This is a genomic window from Hydrogenophaga sp., from assembly GCF_019635465.1.
GTDB lineage: Bacteria > Pseudomonadota > Gammaproteobacteria > Burkholderiales > Burkholderiaceae_C > Hydrogenophaga.
On the sequence record NZ_JAHBZK010000013.1, the window covers coordinates 106,113 to 121,958 of the forward strand.

General features: G+C 65.7%; 13 protein-coding genes and 1 tRNA gene. 11 read left to right on the top strand and 3 right to left on the bottom strand.

The annotated features are described in order from the left end of the window. Positions 1–28 precede the first annotated feature (28 nt). On the bottom strand, positions 29–1,213 hold the full coding sequence (locus KF871_RS13155) for an ABC transporter substrate-binding protein (protein ID WP_291143131.1): 1,185 nt from the start codon (positions 1,211–1,213) through the stop codon (positions 29–31). 222 nt (positions 1,214–1,435) lie between these two features. Here KF871_RS13155 and KF871_RS13160 point away from each other — a divergent pair, with 222 nt between their 5' ends. Both KF871_RS13160 and KF871_RS13165 read left to right on the top strand, forming a co-directional pair. After that, positions 1,436–2,356 carry a LysR substrate-binding domain-containing protein gene (locus KF871_RS13160; RefSeq protein ID WP_291143134.1) on the top strand — a complete coding sequence of 307 codons (921 nt, stop codon included), beginning with the start codon at positions 1,436–1,438 and terminating at the stop codon, positions 2,354–2,356. 88 nt (positions 2,357–2,444) lie between these two features. Continuing rightward, positions 2,445–3,242 carry a CPBP family intramembrane glutamic endopeptidase gene (locus tag KF871_RS13165; protein WP_291143137.1) on the top strand — a complete coding sequence of 266 codons (798 nt, stop codon included), beginning with the start codon at positions 2,445–2,447 and terminating at the stop codon, positions 3,240–3,242. Positions 3,243–3,284: 42 nt separating this feature from the next. Here KF871_RS13165 and KF871_RS13170 read toward each other — a convergent pair whose 3' ends face one another. Beyond that, positions 3,285–5,000: an acyl-CoA synthetase gene (locus KF871_RS13170; RefSeq protein ID WP_291143140.1), complete on the bottom strand. Its 1,716-nt coding sequence runs from the start codon at positions 4,998–5,000 to the stop codon at positions 3,285–3,287. A 35-nt stretch (positions 5,001–5,035) separates the two neighbouring features. On the opposite strand from KF871_RS13170, the gene KF871_RS13175 reads away from it, so the two are divergent. From KF871_RS13175 to KF871_RS13200, 6 genes are all read left to right on the top strand, one after another. Further along, complete coding sequence (locus tag KF871_RS13175; RefSeq protein ID WP_291143143.1) at positions 5,036–5,950, top strand: alpha/beta fold hydrolase; 915 nt, start codon at positions 5,036–5,038, stop codon at positions 5,948–5,950. Between the two features lie 58 nt (positions 5,951–6,008). Continuing rightward, entirely contained in the window at positions 6,009–6,527 is a 519-nt protein-coding gene (locus KF871_RS13180; protein WP_291143146.1) for a hypothetical protein, read from the top strand. A gap of 81 nt (positions 6,528–6,608) precedes the next feature. After that, a protein-coding gene (gene prfB, locus KF871_RS13185; protein ID WP_291143149.1) for a peptide chain release factor 2 occupies positions 6,609–7,713 on the top strand; the annotation gives its coding sequence in 2 pieces (ribosomal slippage) (positions 6,609–6,689 and positions 6,691–7,713; 1,104 coding nt in all). Between the two features lie 2 nt (positions 7,714–7,715). Continuing rightward, complete coding sequence (pepN, locus tag KF871_RS13190) at positions 7,716–10,391, top strand: aminopeptidase N (protein WP_291143152.1); 2,676 nt, start codon at positions 7,716–7,718, stop codon at positions 10,389–10,391. A gap of 20 nt (positions 10,392–10,411) precedes the next feature. After that, positions 10,412–11,419 carry a class 1 fructose-bisphosphatase gene (locus tag KF871_RS13195; RefSeq protein WP_291143156.1) on the top strand — a complete coding sequence of 336 codons (1,008 nt, stop codon included), beginning with the start codon at positions 10,412–10,414 and terminating at the stop codon, positions 11,417–11,419. Between the two features lie 34 nt (positions 11,420–11,453). Then, positions 11,454–11,529 (top strand) — tRNA-Thr (locus KF871_RS13200). A gap of 94 nt (positions 11,530–11,623) precedes the next feature. Here the strand turns inward: KF871_RS13200 and KF871_RS13205 are convergent. Further along, positions 11,624–12,427, bottom strand: a complete 804-nt coding sequence (locus KF871_RS13205) for an IclR family transcriptional regulator C-terminal domain-containing protein (RefSeq protein ID WP_291143159.1) — start codon at positions 12,425–12,427, stop codon at positions 11,624–11,626. 140 nt (positions 12,428–12,567) lie between these two features. On the opposite strand from KF871_RS13205, the gene KF871_RS13210 reads away from it, so the two are divergent. Genes KF871_RS13210 through KF871_RS13220 form a run of 3 tightly spaced genes read left to right on the top strand, consistent with a single transcriptional unit; the run spans position 12,568 to position 15,840 of the window. Continuing rightward, complete coding sequence (locus KF871_RS13210; RefSeq protein ID WP_291143203.1) at positions 12,568–13,518, top strand: tripartite tricarboxylate transporter substrate binding protein; 951 nt, start codon at positions 12,568–12,570, stop codon at positions 13,516–13,518. 14 nt (positions 13,519–13,532) lie between these two features. Further along, positions 13,533–15,041, top strand: a complete 1,509-nt coding sequence (locus KF871_RS13215; RefSeq protein WP_291143162.1) for a class I adenylate-forming enzyme family protein — start codon at positions 13,533–13,535, stop codon at positions 15,039–15,041. 13 nt (positions 15,042–15,054) lie between these two features. Then, entirely contained in the window at positions 15,055–15,840 is a 786-nt protein-coding gene (locus KF871_RS13220; RefSeq protein WP_291143165.1) for a citryl-CoA lyase, read from the top strand. The last annotated feature ends 6 nt before the right edge of the window (positions 15,841–15,846 follow it).

The following is a 15,846-nucleotide window of genomic DNA, read 5'->3' on the forward strand; positions in this document are numbered from 1 at the left end:
TGGCGCGGAGCGCCGTGGGGGCGAGACCTTATCTGCCGCCGAGCACCGCGATGTAGTCGGTCACCCAACGGTGATAGGGCACGCAGGCGTTGTTCTGCGACGCGCACTTGGTGATGGGCGTCTTCCAGAACGAGATGCGCTCGAAGGAACCGAAGCCCTGATTGGCGCAGCCGTCGTCGCCCAGCAGCTTGTTGCCCTTGCAGGCCGATGGCACCGCCGGCACCGAGCCAAACCAGGCCGCGAGGTCACCCTGCAACTTGGGGTTGAGCGAATGCTCGAGCCACAGGTACGCACAGGTCGGGTGTTTCGCGTCGGCGTGCATCATCGTCGTGTCGGCCCACCCGGTGGCGCCTTCCACCGGCACCACCGTGGCCACCGGCTGGTTCTTGCTCTTGAGGATGTTGGCCTGGAATTGCCAGCTCGATGACGCCACCACGCCTTCGTTGGTGAAGTCGTCGATCTGCACGAAGGCGTCATGCCAGTACTTGCCCACCAGCTTGCGCTGGCCACGCAGCAGGTCGAGCGCGGCCTTGTACTGCGCCTCGTTAAGCTCGTAGGGGTCCTTGATGCCCAGCGCCGGGTTTTTCTTCATCAGGTACAGCGCGGCGTCGGCGATGTAGATCGGCCCGTCGAAGGCCTGCACACGGCCCTTGTTGCTCTTGCCGTCGGGCAGCGTCGTTTCCTCGAACACCACGCTCCAGCTGGTGGGCGCCTTGTCCTTGAAGACCTTGGTGTTGTACATGAGCACGTTCCAGCCCCATTGGTAGGGCGTGCCGTAGTGGGTGTTGTTGACGTAGTGCCAGGGCGCCTTTTGCAGACGCGTGTCCACGTTCTTGAAGCTGGGGATCAGGCCCACGTTGATAGGCTGCACGCGCTTGCCGGCGATCAACCGCATGGACGCGTCGCCCGAGGCGGTCACGAGGTCAAAGCCGCCCTCGTTCATCAGCGCCACCATTTCGTCTGAGGTGCCCGCGGTCTTGACGTTGACCTTGCAGCTGGTCTTCTTCTCGAAGTCGGTCACCCAGTCGTAATCCTTGTCGGTCTGTCCGCGCTCGATGTAGCCCGGCCAGGCCACGATGTCGACCTGCCCTTCGGGCTTGCCGAGCTTGTCCAGCGCCTTCTGCGCGTGAGCACCGGTGGTCATCGCCAGCGCCAGGGCGCCCAGCGCCGCGCCCGCCAGGACGCGGTTGAAAGAGGGGTGTGCGTGTGTCATGGGTCTATCACCTCGGTGGAGTCGGGTTACGGGAGCACCACAGGCGCCGCACGGCCCCTGGGCTGCCGCGCATGCTAGGCAGGGCTTGGGGCTTTCCAAAATACAAAATAAGCTCGGCGAGCAATCGAAAAAATCGATTGCTGGGGTTTACCCTTCCAGTTTTTGCACCGCAACAGGGCCCTCTGCGCCGCCCCAATGCCCCACATCGGGGCGCACCACGCCATGAACCGCCACGTCACGCTCAAACAGTTCCGCTACTTCCTGGCCGTCGCCGAATCGGACTCGGTGGCTGCCGCCTCGCGCATGCTCAACATCGCGCAATCGGCCATCACCAAAAGCGTGCTCGAGCTGGAGGACGCGGTCGGCCTCACGCTGTTCGAGCGCAGTCCCAAGGGCATGCGCCTCACACCCGAGGGGCACCGGTTCCTGGTGAAGGCGCGGCGGGTGATCGGCGCGGTGGCCGACGCCACACGTGGCGTGCGTCAGGGCGCAACCCCGCTGCAGGGCTCCCTGTCCATTGGCGTGACCAGCCTGGTCGCGGGCTACTACCTGTCGGAGGTGTTTGCGCGCTTTCGCCGCACCTGCCCGGCCGTCAACGTGCACGTGGTGGAGGATGCGCCCCCGTTCCTCGAGCACCTGCTCATCAACGGCGAGCTCGACATCGCCATCATGGTGTCCAACGCCCTGGGCGAGCCTCAGGCGCTGGTGGCTGAGACCCTGACCCGCTCGCCCAACCGGGTCTGGATGGCGGCCGATCACCCATTGGCCGCCAACGACGAAGTGGGTCTGGCCGAATGCGCCGAGCACGAGCTCGTGGTGCTGCAGGCCGACCGCATCGAAGTGCTCATGCGCAGCGTCTGGGCGCGCCACCAGCTCAAGCCGCGCACCGTGTTGCGCACCTCGTCGCTCGAAGCCGTGCGCTCGCTGGTCGGCGTGGGCGCCGGCCTGGCGGTGCTGCCCGACTTTCTCTACCGCCCCTGGACGCTGGACGCCGAGCACGTCGAGGTGCGCACCCTGCGCGATGCGGTGCCCACGGTGGATGTGGGCCTGGTGTGGCGCCGCGGCTCGCAGCCGCGGGCCGAGGTGCTGGAGTTCATTGAAGTGGCGCGCGACCAGTCACGCTCGCGGCGACCCGCCGGTTGACGCTCCGCCGCAGAGAGGGCGGGGCAGTTCCGGCACACTCCGCCGACCCCGCCAAACGAGCGCGGCGCCGATCACTGCCCTGGCCTTCATGACCAAGCCCTCCTCCTCAGACGCGTTTCCTTCGATCTACCAGGCCGCACTCCTGCTGCTGGCCACCTTTCTTCTTCAATACGCGGTCGACATGGCGCTCTACGACCAGCGCGAGGCCCTGGGCCTGGACATGCATCAGCGCTGGGCGCTCGGGCTCGTGGTGGCCGACGGACTGGTGCTCGCAACGGTGCTGCACCTGCAAGGGCGCAGCTACCGAAACTTTCTGCACGCGTCCCCATCGTCGCCCTGGGCAACACTCTTCCTGGTGGTGCCTGCGGTGCTGCTGCTGGTGCCACTGATTCTTCACCTGAACTTCTGGTCTTCAGCGATCCTCGAATGCGTCTTTCCCTTGTCGCGATGGGAAGCGCAGGCGTTTGACCACATGGCGGCAGATGACCTCGCGACCCTGATCGCCACGGGCATGCTCGCGCCCGTGCTGGAAGAAATGCTCTTTCGTGGCGTGCTCCTGCGGGGCTTTCTCGAGCGCTATCCCCGCTGGCCCGCCATTGCCACATCGGCGCTGTTTTTTGGCGTCATGCACCTCAACATCTACCAGTTCGTGCTGGCGTTCTGGCTTGGGCTGCTGCTGGGTTGGCTGTACGAGCGCACCCGCTCGCTGATGCCCAGCATCGCCCTTCACGCAGCAGTCAATCTGTCGGTCCTGGCCATCGGGTGGTCGACGGGATCCACCGGATCCGGGGACCCGGCCCTCAGCCTGGTGTCGTGGGCCCTCGCCACGCTGATGGCTGTTCTGGGCATGGCCTGGCTGCGCCGGGTCCTGAGTGTCAAGCGCTGAAGTACCGTGACCGGCACTTGGACGCGCGCGTTCACTCGCCGCTCATCCGCCCTTTGCCCTGGCTTCTTCCTGCAGCCGCAGCACGCGGCGCTGCACCTTGCCCGTCGTGGTCATGGGCAAGCTGTCGATGAACTCGATCTCTTTCGGGTATTCGTAGGGGGCGAGCCGGCCCTTGACGTGCTTTTGAAGATCGGCCACCAGCGCTTCGTTGCCGGCATGCCCTGGCGCCAGCACCACATAGGCCTTCACCACCGCACCGCGCTCCTTGTCGGGCTTGGGCACCACCGCCGCGTTGGCCACCGCCGGGTGTTTGACCAGGCAGTTCTCGATTTCACTGGGGCCGATGCGATAGCCCGCGGCCTTGAAGACATCGTCCGACCGGCCCTGGTACCAGAGGTAGCCGTCCGCGTCGCGCGTGGCCAGGTCGCCGGTGCGGCACCAGCTGTTGGCCGGGTCACCGGTGTACTTGGCGCGGGTGGCGCCGTCGTTCTTCCAGTAGCCGAGAAAGAAGATCGGGTCGGGCTCGCCGTGCACGTCGAGCCGATGCACCGCCACGTCGCCGGGCACGCCCTCGGGACATTCGTTGCCATCGTCATCAATCACCGCGACGCGGTGGCCGGGATAGCCCTTGCCCATGCTGCCCGGACGCGCCGGCCACAGGCGTGCGCAGTTGCCCACGATGTAGTTGATTTCGGTCTGGCCGAACATCTCGTTGACGGTGATGCCCAGCTCGTCGCGGCACCAGTTGAACACCGCGTCACCCACCGCTTCGCCCGCGCTCATGAGCCCCTGCAGTTGAAAGCAGAACTGCGTTCGCGGGCGCGGGAAGGCCTTCATCATGGCCTTGAGGGCGGTAGGGAACAGGAAGCTGTGGGTGATGCCATGGCGCTCGATGAGGTCGAACGCCGTCTGCGGCGAGAAGCGCCCGTTGTGCGCCACGATGGGCCGCCCGAAGTACAGCGACGGCAGCAAGGCGTCCATAAGGCCGCCGGTCCAGGCCCAGTCGGCCGGCGACCAGAACACCGCGTCAGAAGCTTTGCCGGCATCGAACGGGTCGAAGCCGAACCAGTTCTGGCTGCAGACGAAGCCCGTGAGATTGCCGATGAGGGCCCGATGCGGAATCAGCGCGCCCTTGGGGTTGCCGGTGGTGCCGCTGGTGTAGATCAGCACCGCGGCCTCGTCGGCCCGCGTGCGCACGGGATCGAACCGATCGGGCTCTTGTGCCAGCAGGCGCTGCCAGTCCAATGCACTGGCACCGGGCGCGCCCACCGCAATCACGTCCTGCAGCCGGGGACAGTTGGCGCTCACCGATTGCACGGCGGCCAGCGTGCTCGTGTCGCAGATCGCCAGCACCGCCTCGCTGTCGTGCAAGCGGTACTCAAGCGCCTCGGGCCCGAACAGTTGGGACAAGGGCATGCCCACCGCGCCCATCTGCAACACCGCCATGTAGGCCACCGCCGTTTCGAATCGCTGCGGCATGACGATGGCCACCCGATCGCCACGCTGCACGCCCAGCGCCACCAGGGCGTTGGACAGGCGATTGGCCTGCGCCAGCAGATCGCCGTAGGTGTGCGTGCGGTCCGGCTCGCCGGGAGCGGTGGCAATCACGGCCGTTTGCCTGGCATGCGCTGGTTCACTGCCCCAACGCCGAACACACACCTCGGCCATGTTGAAGTCCGCCGGCACCTGCCAGCCAAAGCGGCCATGCAATTCGGCGTACAGATCCGGACCGGTGTCGCGACCTTGACCGCGTGCCATCGTGTGTCTCCTCGGGCTTTTCTATGATCGGGCGAATGTATCAAGTACGACGCCCCTCCCGCAGCGACTTCCTGCCCATTCGCGGCTGGCGCTACCACCTCCGCAGCTGGGGCACACCTGACCCGCAGCGCCCCACGCTCGTGCTGGTGCACGGCTGGATGGATGTGGCCGCCTCGTGGCAGTTCATGGTCGATGCGCTGCGGGAAGACCGTCACGTGGTGGCCCCCGACTGGCGCGGCTTTGGCGACACCACCTGCGAGGGCCCCAAACCCGACAGCTACTGGTTCCCCGACTACCTGGGCGACCTTGACGCCTTGCTCGACACCTTGGTGGGTGACACACCCATTGATCTGGTCGGTCACAGCATGGGCGGTCATGTGGCCACCCTGTACGCCGGCGCGCGCCCGGCCCGGGTCCGGCGCCTGGTCAACCTCGAGGGTTTCGGCATGCCCGCGTCGGCGCCGTCCCAGGCCCCCAAGCGCTACGCCCACTGGCTCGACGAGATTCGTGCCGAACGCCGCGGTGACATGGACCTGGGCACCTACGACGACGTCGACGGCGTGGCCCGCCGCCTGATGAAGACCAACCCCCGCCTCAACCAGGACAAAGCGGACTGGCTGGCGCGCCAATGGGCAAGGCCCAATGCCCAGGGTCGCTGGGAGATCCTGGGCGACCCGGCGCACAAGGTCGGCAACGCGGTGCTGTTTCGCCCCGAAGAAGCTACTGCGGTGTACGAGCAGATCACCGCGCCCACGCTGTCGGTGGTGGCCAGCGACGACAGCCTGGGCCTGTGGTGGAAGGGCAAGTACACGCTCGACGAATTCCAGCAGCGCATCGGGCACGTTCCTCGCTTGCAACGCGCAGTCATCAACGACGCAGGACACATGCTGCACCACGATCAACCACAGGCCCTGGCGATGCTGGTCGACGACTTCTTCCAGCAGGCCTGAGCTACGTCCTGTTGCATACATCGGTCGAACCGACACGAACTACCGGCACACTCGGCACATGAAATCCAACCAATGGCTGACCGGCGCTGGCGTCCTGTGCGCACTGCTGGCAACGCAAGCGGCCCACGCGTTCAATGCCTGCCCAGGCTGGGACGACCCGCTGCCCGAGGGCAGAACGCGCTACGAAGTCTTCGCCTCGCCCTATACCCATCATTGGTCGTACAACGAAGAGCACAAGGCCGTCAACCTCGTCAGCCTGAGCCGGCACCTGCCCGACGACCGCATGTGCGGCCTGGCCTTGTTCACCAATTCGTTCGGTCAGCCCTCTGCCTACGTCTATGCCGCCAAGACCTGGGAAGGCTTCCTCACCCGGTGGCCCGAGGTCTACGCCACCGTCAGCGCAGGTGTCATCTACGGCTACGTGGGCAAATACAAGGACAAGGTGCCCTTGAACGTCGGCGGGTTCGCACCGGCCATCGTCCCCTCGGTCGGGTACCGCTTCACCCCCCACCTGGGCATGGAGGTCCAGATCCTGGGCACGGCCGCCTTCATGGTCGGGCTCAACGCCCGTTTCTGACCTTCGGCCCGCCTGCACCGCACAGACGGTGGCCGCATGAGAAAATCCGCGTCTTTCGCCAGACAGAACGCAGGATTGACCATGGACGCCGAACAGATCAACACCATCCAGAGCCAACTCGAGGACCTCAGCACCCGCGTGGTCGAGTTGCGGAGGTATCTTTGACTACGATGCCAAGGCATCGAAGCTGAAGGAAGTCGAGTCCGCCCTGGAGGACCCGACCGTCTGGGACAACCCCAAACGCGCCCAGGAGCTGGGCAAAGAGAAGAAATCCCTCGAAGACGTTGTCGTGGTGCTCGACCGCCTGGACAGCGAGCTCAAGGACAACCACGAGCTGTTCGAGATGTCGGCCGCCGACGACGACCACGCCGGCCTGCAGACCATCGCCGACGAGGCCCGCAAGGTCGAGGCCGAAGTCGAGAAGCTCGAATTCCGCCGGATGTTCAACAACCCGGCCGACCCGCTGAACTGCTTCCTGGACATCCAGGCCGGCGCAGGCGGCACCGAGGCCTGCGACTGGGCCAGCATGCTGCTGCGCCAGTACCTGCGCTACGCCGAGCGCAAGGGCTTCAAGACCACGGTCGAAGACGAGACGCCGGGCGACACCGCGGGCATCAAGAGCGCAACCATCAAGATCGAGGGCGAATACGCCTTCGGTCTGCTGCGCACCGAGACCGGCGTGCACCGCCTGGTGCGCAAGAGCCCGTTCGACAGCTCGGGGGGACGCCACACCTCGTTTGCCTCGGTGTTCGTCTACCCGGAGATCGACGACTCGATCGAAATCAACATCAACCCGGCCGATGTGCGCGTGGACACCTACCGCGCCAGCGGCGCCGGCGGCCAGCACATCAACAAGACCGATTCGGCCGTGCGCCTCACCCACTTGCCCACCGGCATCGTGGTGCAGTGCCAGGACGGCCGTAGCCAGCACAGCAACCGCGACGTCGCCTGGCAACGCCTGCGCTCGCGTCTGTACGACCACGAGATGCGCAAGCGCATGGAAGAGCAGCAAAAGCTCGAAGACACCAAGACCGACGTCGGCTGGGGTCACCAGATCCGCTCCTACGTGCTCGACAACAGCCGCATCAAGGACCTGCGCACCAACGTGGAGATTTCTGCCACGCAGAAAGTCCTCGACGGCGACCTCGACCCCTTCATCGAAGCATCCCTCAAGCAAGGCGTCTGACCATGAGTTCCCTCCGAGAAGGCCCCACCACCGTGGTGCGGCGCGAAGACTACGCACCTCCCGCCTACTGGATCGACACTGTCGAGCTGTGCTTCGACCTCGACCCGGCCAAGACCCGCGTGCTCAACCGCATGAGCCTGCGTCGAAACACCGAGGTCGCGGCCCAGCCACTGCGCCTGGACGGTGAGGACCTCAACCTCGCGCGGGTGCTGGTCAATGGCGCGGGCTGCTCGTTCCGCATGGACGGCGGCCAGCTGGTGCTGGACAACCTGCCCGAAGGTGACGCTGCGTTCACGCTGGAGATCTTCACCACCTGCGCGCCCGAGAAGAACACCCAGCTCATGGGTCTGTACGTGAGCCAGGGCACCTTCTTCACCCAGTGCGAGGCCGAGGGCTTTCGCCGCATCACCTACTTCCTGGACCGCCCGGACGTGATGGCCAGCTACACGGTCACCCTGCGCGCCGACAAGGCGCGCTACCCGGTGCTGCTGTCCAACGGCAACCTGGTCGAGTCGGGCGATCTGGAGGACGGCCGCCATTTCGCCAAATGGGTCGACCCGCACCGCAAGCCCAGCTACCTGTTCGCGCTGGTGGCCGGCAACCTGGTGGCGCGCGAGCAGCGCATCGTCTCGCGCGCCGGCAAGGAGCACCTGTTGCAGGTCTTCGTGCGCCGCGGCGACATGGACAAGACCGAGCACGCCATGCAGTCGCTCATGGCCAGCGTGGCCTGGGACGAAGCCCGTTTCGGGCTGCCGCTCGATCTGGAGCGCTTCATGATCGTCGCCACCAGCGACTTCAACATGGGCGCGATGGAGAACAAGGGCCTCAACATCTTCAACACCAAGTACGTGCTGGCCAACAGCGCCACCGCCACCGACACCGACTTCGCCAACATCGAATCGGTGGTGGGCCACGAGTACTTTCACAACTGGACCGGCAACCGCGTCACCTGCCGCGACTGGTTCCAGCTCTCCCTCAAGGAAGGCCTCACGGTCTTTCGCGACCAGGAGTTCAGCATGGATCTGTGCGCCGATCCGTCGGCGCGCGCGGTCAAGCGCATCGAAGACGTGCGCGTGCTGCGCACCGCGCAGTTCCCGGAGGACGCCGGTCCGATGGCGCACCCGGTGCGCCCCGACAGCTACGTCGAGATCAACAACTTCTACACCGTCACCGTCTACGAGAAGGGTGCAGAGGTTGTGCGCATGATGCAGACCCTGGTCGGGCGCGAAGGCTTTGCGCGCGGCATGAAGCTGTACTTCGAGCGCCACGACGGTCAGGCCGTCACCTGCGACCACTTCGCGCAGGCCATTGCCGACGCCAACCCCGAAAGCGAACTGGCCAGGCAATTGGATACGTTCAAGCGTTGGTACAGCCAGGCCGGCACCCCCCGCGTCAAGGCGCAGGGTCAGTACGACGCCGAGGCGCGCCGCTACACCTTGCAGCTGAGCCAGCGCTGTGCGCCCACCCCGGGCCAGGCGGTCAAGCAGCCCTTCGTCATTCCGGTGGCACTCGGCCTGCTCGACGCCGCCACTGGCGCCGAGTTGCCGCTGGCACCGGCGCAGCGCCTCGTGGTGCTCAGCGATGCCAGCCAGACCGTGGTGTTCGACAACGTCGATCGCGAGCCGGTGCCCTCGTTGCTGCGCGGCTTCTCGGCCCCAGTGGTGCTCGAAGTCGAGGACAGTGAAGCGCAGTTGCTGACGCTGCTGGCCCACGACAGCGACCCCTTCAACCGTTGGGAGGCGGGCCAACGCCTGGCGTTGCGCCGCGCGCTGGCTGCGGTGCGCACAACCGAACCCGTGACACAACCGCTGGACGACGCATTCATCGCCGCCATGCGCGCCGTGCTGCGCCACGACGCGCTCGACGCCGCCTTCAAGGAGCTCGCGCTCACGCTGCCCAGCGAGACCTACATCGCCGAGCAACTCGACGAGGTCGATCCACAACGCGTGCACGCGGTGCGCGAAGCCATGCGCGAGCAATTGGCGAACGCCCTGCACGCCGACTGGGTCTGGGCCTATGAGCAGCACAAGGACAACGGCGCCTACCGACCCGACGCACTGAGCGCAGGCCGACGCGCACTGGCTGGCCTGGCGCTGACCATGCTCTGCCTGGCCGCGCGCACCTCGGGCGATCCGGTCTGGCCCGGCAAGGCCTATCAGCGCTTCAAGGACGCCAGCAATATGACCGACCGCTTCAACGCGCTGTCGGCCCTGGTGGTGAGCGACCACGCGCTGGCGCGCGAAGCCCTGGCGCGCTTCCATACGCTGTTCGCAGAAGAGGCGCTGGTGCTCGACAAATGGTTTGCGCTGCAGGCCGGCGCACCCGACCGTGGCGGCAACGTGCTGCCGGCGGTGCGCCAGCTCATGGCGCATCCGGACTTCCACCCGCGCAACCCCAACCGGGCGCGCAGCGTCATCTTCAGCTACTGCAACGCCAACCCGGGCGGCTTCCACCGCGCCGACGCAGCGGGCTATGTGTTCTGGAGCGATCGTGTCATCGAAATCGACCGCTTCAACCCGCAGGTGGCGGCACGCCTGGCCCGCGCACTCGATCGCTGGCGCAAGCTGGTCGAACCCTACCGCAGTGCGGCGCGCGAAGCCATTGCGCGCGTGGCCGCGCAAACCGAGTTGAGCAACGACGTGCGCGAGGTGGTCACCCGCGCACTCTCGGACGACTGACACCAGGGCCTGTTCACACCATGAGTCAACGCATCTCCCTCACCCGCTACCTTGTCGAGAAGCAACGCGTCGACGGGCACATCCCTTCACAGCTGCGTCTGTTGCTCGAGGTGGTTGCGCGTTCGTGCAAGAGCATCAGCCACGCCGTCAACAAGGGCGCCCTCGGTGGCGTGCTGGGATCGGCCGACAGCGAGAACGTGCAAGGTGAAGTCCAGAAGAAGCTCGACATCATCGCCAACGAGGTGCTGATCGAAGCCAACGAATGGGGCGGCCACCTCGCGGCCATGGCCAGCGAAGAGATGGACACCATCTACGTGGTGCCCAACCGCTTCCCCAAAGGCGAGTACCTGCTGCTGTTCGATCCGCTCGACGGCTCATCGAACATCGACGTCAACGTCAGCATCGGCACCATCTTCAGCGTGCTGCGTATGCCCGAGGACGACCGCGGCGTCGACGAAGGCGACTTCCTGCAACCCGGTCGCAAGCAGGTGGCCGCCGGCTACTGCGTCTACGGCCCTCAGACCACGCTGGTACTGACCGTGGGCGATGGTGTGGCCATGTTCACCCTTGACCGCGAGCAGGGGTCCTTCGTGCTCACGCAGGAGAACGTGCAGATTCCGGCCGACACGAAGGAATTCGCCATCAACATGAGCAACATGCGCCACTGGGATGCCCCGGTGAAGCGCTACATCGACGAGTGCCTGCAAGGCAAGGAAGGTCCGCGCGGCAAGGACTTCAACATGCGGTGGATCGCCAGCATGGTGGCCGACGTGCACCGCATCCTCACGCGCGGCGGCGTCTTCATGTACCCCTGGGACAAGCGCGAACCCGACAAGCCCGGCAAGCTGCGCCTGATGTACGAAGCCAACCCCATGGCCTGGCTGGTCGAACAGGCCGGTGGCGCGGCCACCAACGGGCGCGAACGCATCCTGGACATCCAGCCGGGCAAGCTGCACGAACGCGTGAGCGTGATTCTTGGCAGCAGGAACGAGGTCGAACGCGTGACGGCCTACCACCTCGAGCGCTGAGCCCCTGCCCCGGCTGGCTATAATCGCCGACTTCGCCGGTGTAGCTCAGTTGGTAGAGCAGCTCATTCGTAATGAGAAGGTCGGGGGTTCGACTCCTCTCTCCGGCACCAGAAATCAGCAAGCGGGTCAGGTGGTTTGCAACCGCCTGACCCGCTTCGTTTTTCCCACTCGCGCGCCTGTCTGCAGGGGTGATGCCCGAGGCCATCAATCGGCCACGAAACCGTGGGATCTGAGTGCCACGCGAATCAGGCGCACGATCTTGCGCTGGTGTTCCCGGGTCATGCGTGCCTCTGTTGAGGCCACGCTGATGCCGGCCACGACGTCGCCCGCGCGGTCGAGCACCGGCAGCCCCACCGCCAATACGCCGCGCGTGGCATGGTTTCCCACCACCGACCAGCCCCGTTCGCGAGTGGCAGCGACCAAAGCGCGCAAGCGAGACTCGGTCAAGCCGCCGTACAGCGCCAGGTTCGAGGCATTCACCTCCAGAACTGCCTCCACCTCGCGATCGTCCAGGGCGGCCAGCAGCGCCAGTCCGGCACCACCCACGCCCAGGGGTTGCCGGGTTCCAATCTGGATCACCAGGATCTGGATTGGGTAGCTGCCCACGTGCCTGGCGATGCAATGCGACAGCCCGCCATCGCGCACGATGGCAAAGGCCGCATCGCCGCAACCCTCGCTCACACTGGCCAGCACAGGTGAGAGCCGTTCGGCCAGATCGGCACGCTGCCTCGTAGACGGCATCAACCCCTTCCATCGCTCCCCCGGGCCGTAGTGGAAGCGCGATACCACGCTCACGTACCGGGCCGCCTGCAAGGCGCTCAACAACCGATGGACCGTGGCGCGCTCAAGGCCGGTCAGGCGACACAGCGCAACCACACGCATGCCTTCCTGGGGCCCGGCCAGGATGGCGTCCATGAGCGCCAGCCCCCGACTCAGGGTCTGGCTGTCCTCAGATGGCGAGGGTTTTCCTGAAGCCTTTTTGTCCGCATGTCGGACGTTCTTGCTCATTCGTTCCTAAGAGGCGTTGAAACAATGGTCGCCAACCCGGGAAGGCGCACCCCGGGGTCCAGCGCATTTGCAGACCCCCAATTTACCGTCAAGGAGACGACATGAAGCTGAACTTTCAACGCAGAACGATGTGCCTGGGCATGGTAAGCGCCCTCTGCGCAAGCCTGGGAGCGTCGGCCCTGGCCAGCGAACCGGATTGGCCAACCAAGCCCGTCAAGCTGGTCGTGGGCTATGCCGCCGGCGGCGCCACCGACGTGATGGCGCGCCTGGTCGCCGTGCGCATGGCCAGCGAGCTGGGCCAGCCGGTGATCGTGGACAACCGCGCGGGTGCCAACAGCAATGTGGGCGCCGAGCTCGTTGCCAGATCGCCCGCCGACGGCTACACGCTCTACGTGTTCACGATCGCCAACACGATCAATGCCTCGCTGTACACCAAGCTGGGCTATGACCCGGTTCAGGACTTCGCGCCGATCGGCCTGATCGCCAAGATCCCGAACCTGCTGGTGGTCAACTCGGCCCTGCCGGTGCACTCCGTTCAGCAATACATCCAGTTCGCCCGTGATTCCAAGGACGGCATCACGTTCGCCTCTTCGGGCAGTGGCTCGTCGATCCACCTCTCAGGCGAGATGTTCAAGATGAAGGCCGGTCTGAAGATGCTGCATGTGCCCTATCGGGGCAGCGCACCCGCGGTGTCGGATCTGTTGGGGGGGCAGGTGCAGTCCATGTTCGACAACTCGCCGTCGGCCATGCCACACGTGAAGGCAGGCAAACTGCGTGCGCTGGCCATCACCAGCAAGGAACGTTCACCCTTGCTGCCGGACGTGCCCACACTGGCCGAGTCGGGATTTCCAGGGTTCGAGGTGCAATCCTGGTTTGGTCTGGCAGCGCCGGCTGCGACGCCCGCGCCGGTGATCCAGCGGGTCAACAGTGCCCTCAACGCCGCGCTCAACGACCCCGCCGTCAAACAGCGCCTGGTGGAACTCGTGGCCACCGCAGCGCCCGGCACGCCGGAAGACATGCGCGCCTTCATCGGCAACCAGCTCAAAAGCTGGGGCGAGGTGGTCAAGGCCGCTGGGGTCAAGGCGGATTGAGGTCACAGCACAGCATGCTCCCGATCGACTTCTTCTGGCGCGCTGCGCAGCGCTGGCCCCACCGCATCGCGATCGATACACCGACCGAACGCATTGCCTTCCAGGTGCTGGCGCAGCGCGTGCGCGCTGTGGCCGCCGGCTTGGTGCGGTGCGACCCGACGCCCCAATCGCGCGTGGCCATCTGCGCCAGCAACAGCGCCGAGCACATCGTCGCCCTTCTGGCCGTACTCGCCTGCGGCAAGGTGTGGGTGCCCCTCAACCCAAAGAGCACGCAGGCGGAGATCCGCCGTATCACCGATGTAGTCGATGCCAGCCTGCTGGTGATCGAGGCAGATCTCGATCACCTCGTGACCGACGAACACGCCCGGCGCATCGTCATCGGGTCCGCGGATGCGCAGCGCATGTCGCTGGATGAGCTCGCGCAAGCCCATGCCAACGACACCCTGCCGATGTTCGCGGTGAACGACGAGGACACGCAGGCCATCAAGTTCACCGGTGGCACCACGGGTGCGCCCAAGGGGGTGATGCAACCCTATCGCGCGTGGATGGCCAACATCGTCAACCAGATCCATGCCTGGGCATTCGACGAAAACGACCGCTATGTCATGGCGGCACCCATCACACACGGCACGTCCACCTACGTGTTGCCCATCCTGGCGCAAGGCGGGTGCCACGTCATCCTCGACGGTGTTGGCGTTTCTGCGGTGCGCGACGCCTTCAAGCACCGTGGCGGCACCGTGTGCTTCATGCCGCCCACGATGGCGTACATGCTGATGGGCATCGAGGGCGTGACGCGCGCCGACTTTCCGCAACTCAAGCGCCTGATCTATGGCGGCGCGCCCATGCCGCCCGAGAAGATCCGCGAGGTACGCGCCTTTTTCGGCCCGGTGCTGGGCACGACCTACGGGCAGACCGAAGCACCGCAGATCCTGACGGTGATGCGCCCGGAGGATTTCGAGGACGAGGCCAATTGGGCCGCGGTGGGCCGATGCACCTGGTTCAGCGACGTCGCCATCATGTCCCCCCAGGGCAGCTTGCTGCCGCCGGGCGAAGTGGGCGAAGTGGTGGCGCGTGGGCCACTGGTGATGACCGGCTACTGGCAACTACCCGAACAGACCTCGGCGACCTTGGTGGACGGCTGGCTCCACACAGGCGATCGCGGCCTGATCGATACGCGCGGCTACCTCTACTTGAAGGACCGGCTCAAAGACATCGTCATCACGGGCGGTTTCAACGTCTATCCCGTCGAGGTGGAGAACGCCTTGTCGCAGCACCCGGCGGTGCACGAGTCTGCCGTGTTCGGCCTGCCCGATGACAAATGGGGAGAGAGTGTCAACGCAGCGGTCCAACTGCGCCCGGGCCACAGCGCCAGCGCGGTCGAACTGGCCGCCTTTGTTCGCGAACGCCTGGGCCCCGTGCAAACACCCAAGCGCATCCACGTCGTGAACGATCTGCCCCGTTCGCCCGTGGGCAAGGTGCTCAAAAACGCCGTGCGCGACATGGCCCTGACCGGACAACTCTGACAACGCCTGATCCATGACCCACCACACCCAGCCCCCAACCACCAGCCTGTGCACGCACACGCTCACCAGCCTCACCTACGGCAAGGCCGATCTGGTGAACGACCTGATGGGCAAGGCCACGTTCACGCAGGTGATGCTCATGCAGATTCTGGGTCGCACACCGCGCCCAGTGGACCTGCGCGTGGCGGACGTCGTGCTCATCGTGCTGATGGAACATGGCCTCACCCCCAGCGCCATCGCGACACGCCTGATCTACATGAGTGCCCCCGAAAACCTTCAAGGCGCCGTGTCAGCCGGCCTGCTGGCGGTTGGCAGCTCCTTCGTCGGCACGATGGAGAACTGCTCCAGCCTGCTTGATCGCATCATGGCGGCACCCGATCCACAAGTGGAGGCCCTGGCCATCGCGCGCGACCATAAAACACAGAGATCGCCCGTGCCGGGATTCGGCCACCACCTGCACAAGCCGGTCGACCCTCGCGCCTACAAGCTGCTGGAGATGGGTCGCGCAGAGCCCGAACTCCCAGGCCACCGCATTCGCGCACTGGAGACGCTCTCGCGAGCCGTGGACGAGGTTGCCGGGCGCGCGGTCACCATCAACGCCACCGGCGCCGTGGCCGCGCTGCTGGGCGAGATCAACGTGCCGACGGCCATCATGCGGGGGTTTGCCGTGATCTCGCGCGCGGCGGGTCTGGTTGCGCACATCGTCGAAGAACAGCGCGAGCCATCCGGGCGATTCATCTGGGACACGGTGGAGCAGGCCATTCCATTTGTCAGCCCCCAGACCACGCCAACACCTTGATCGCGC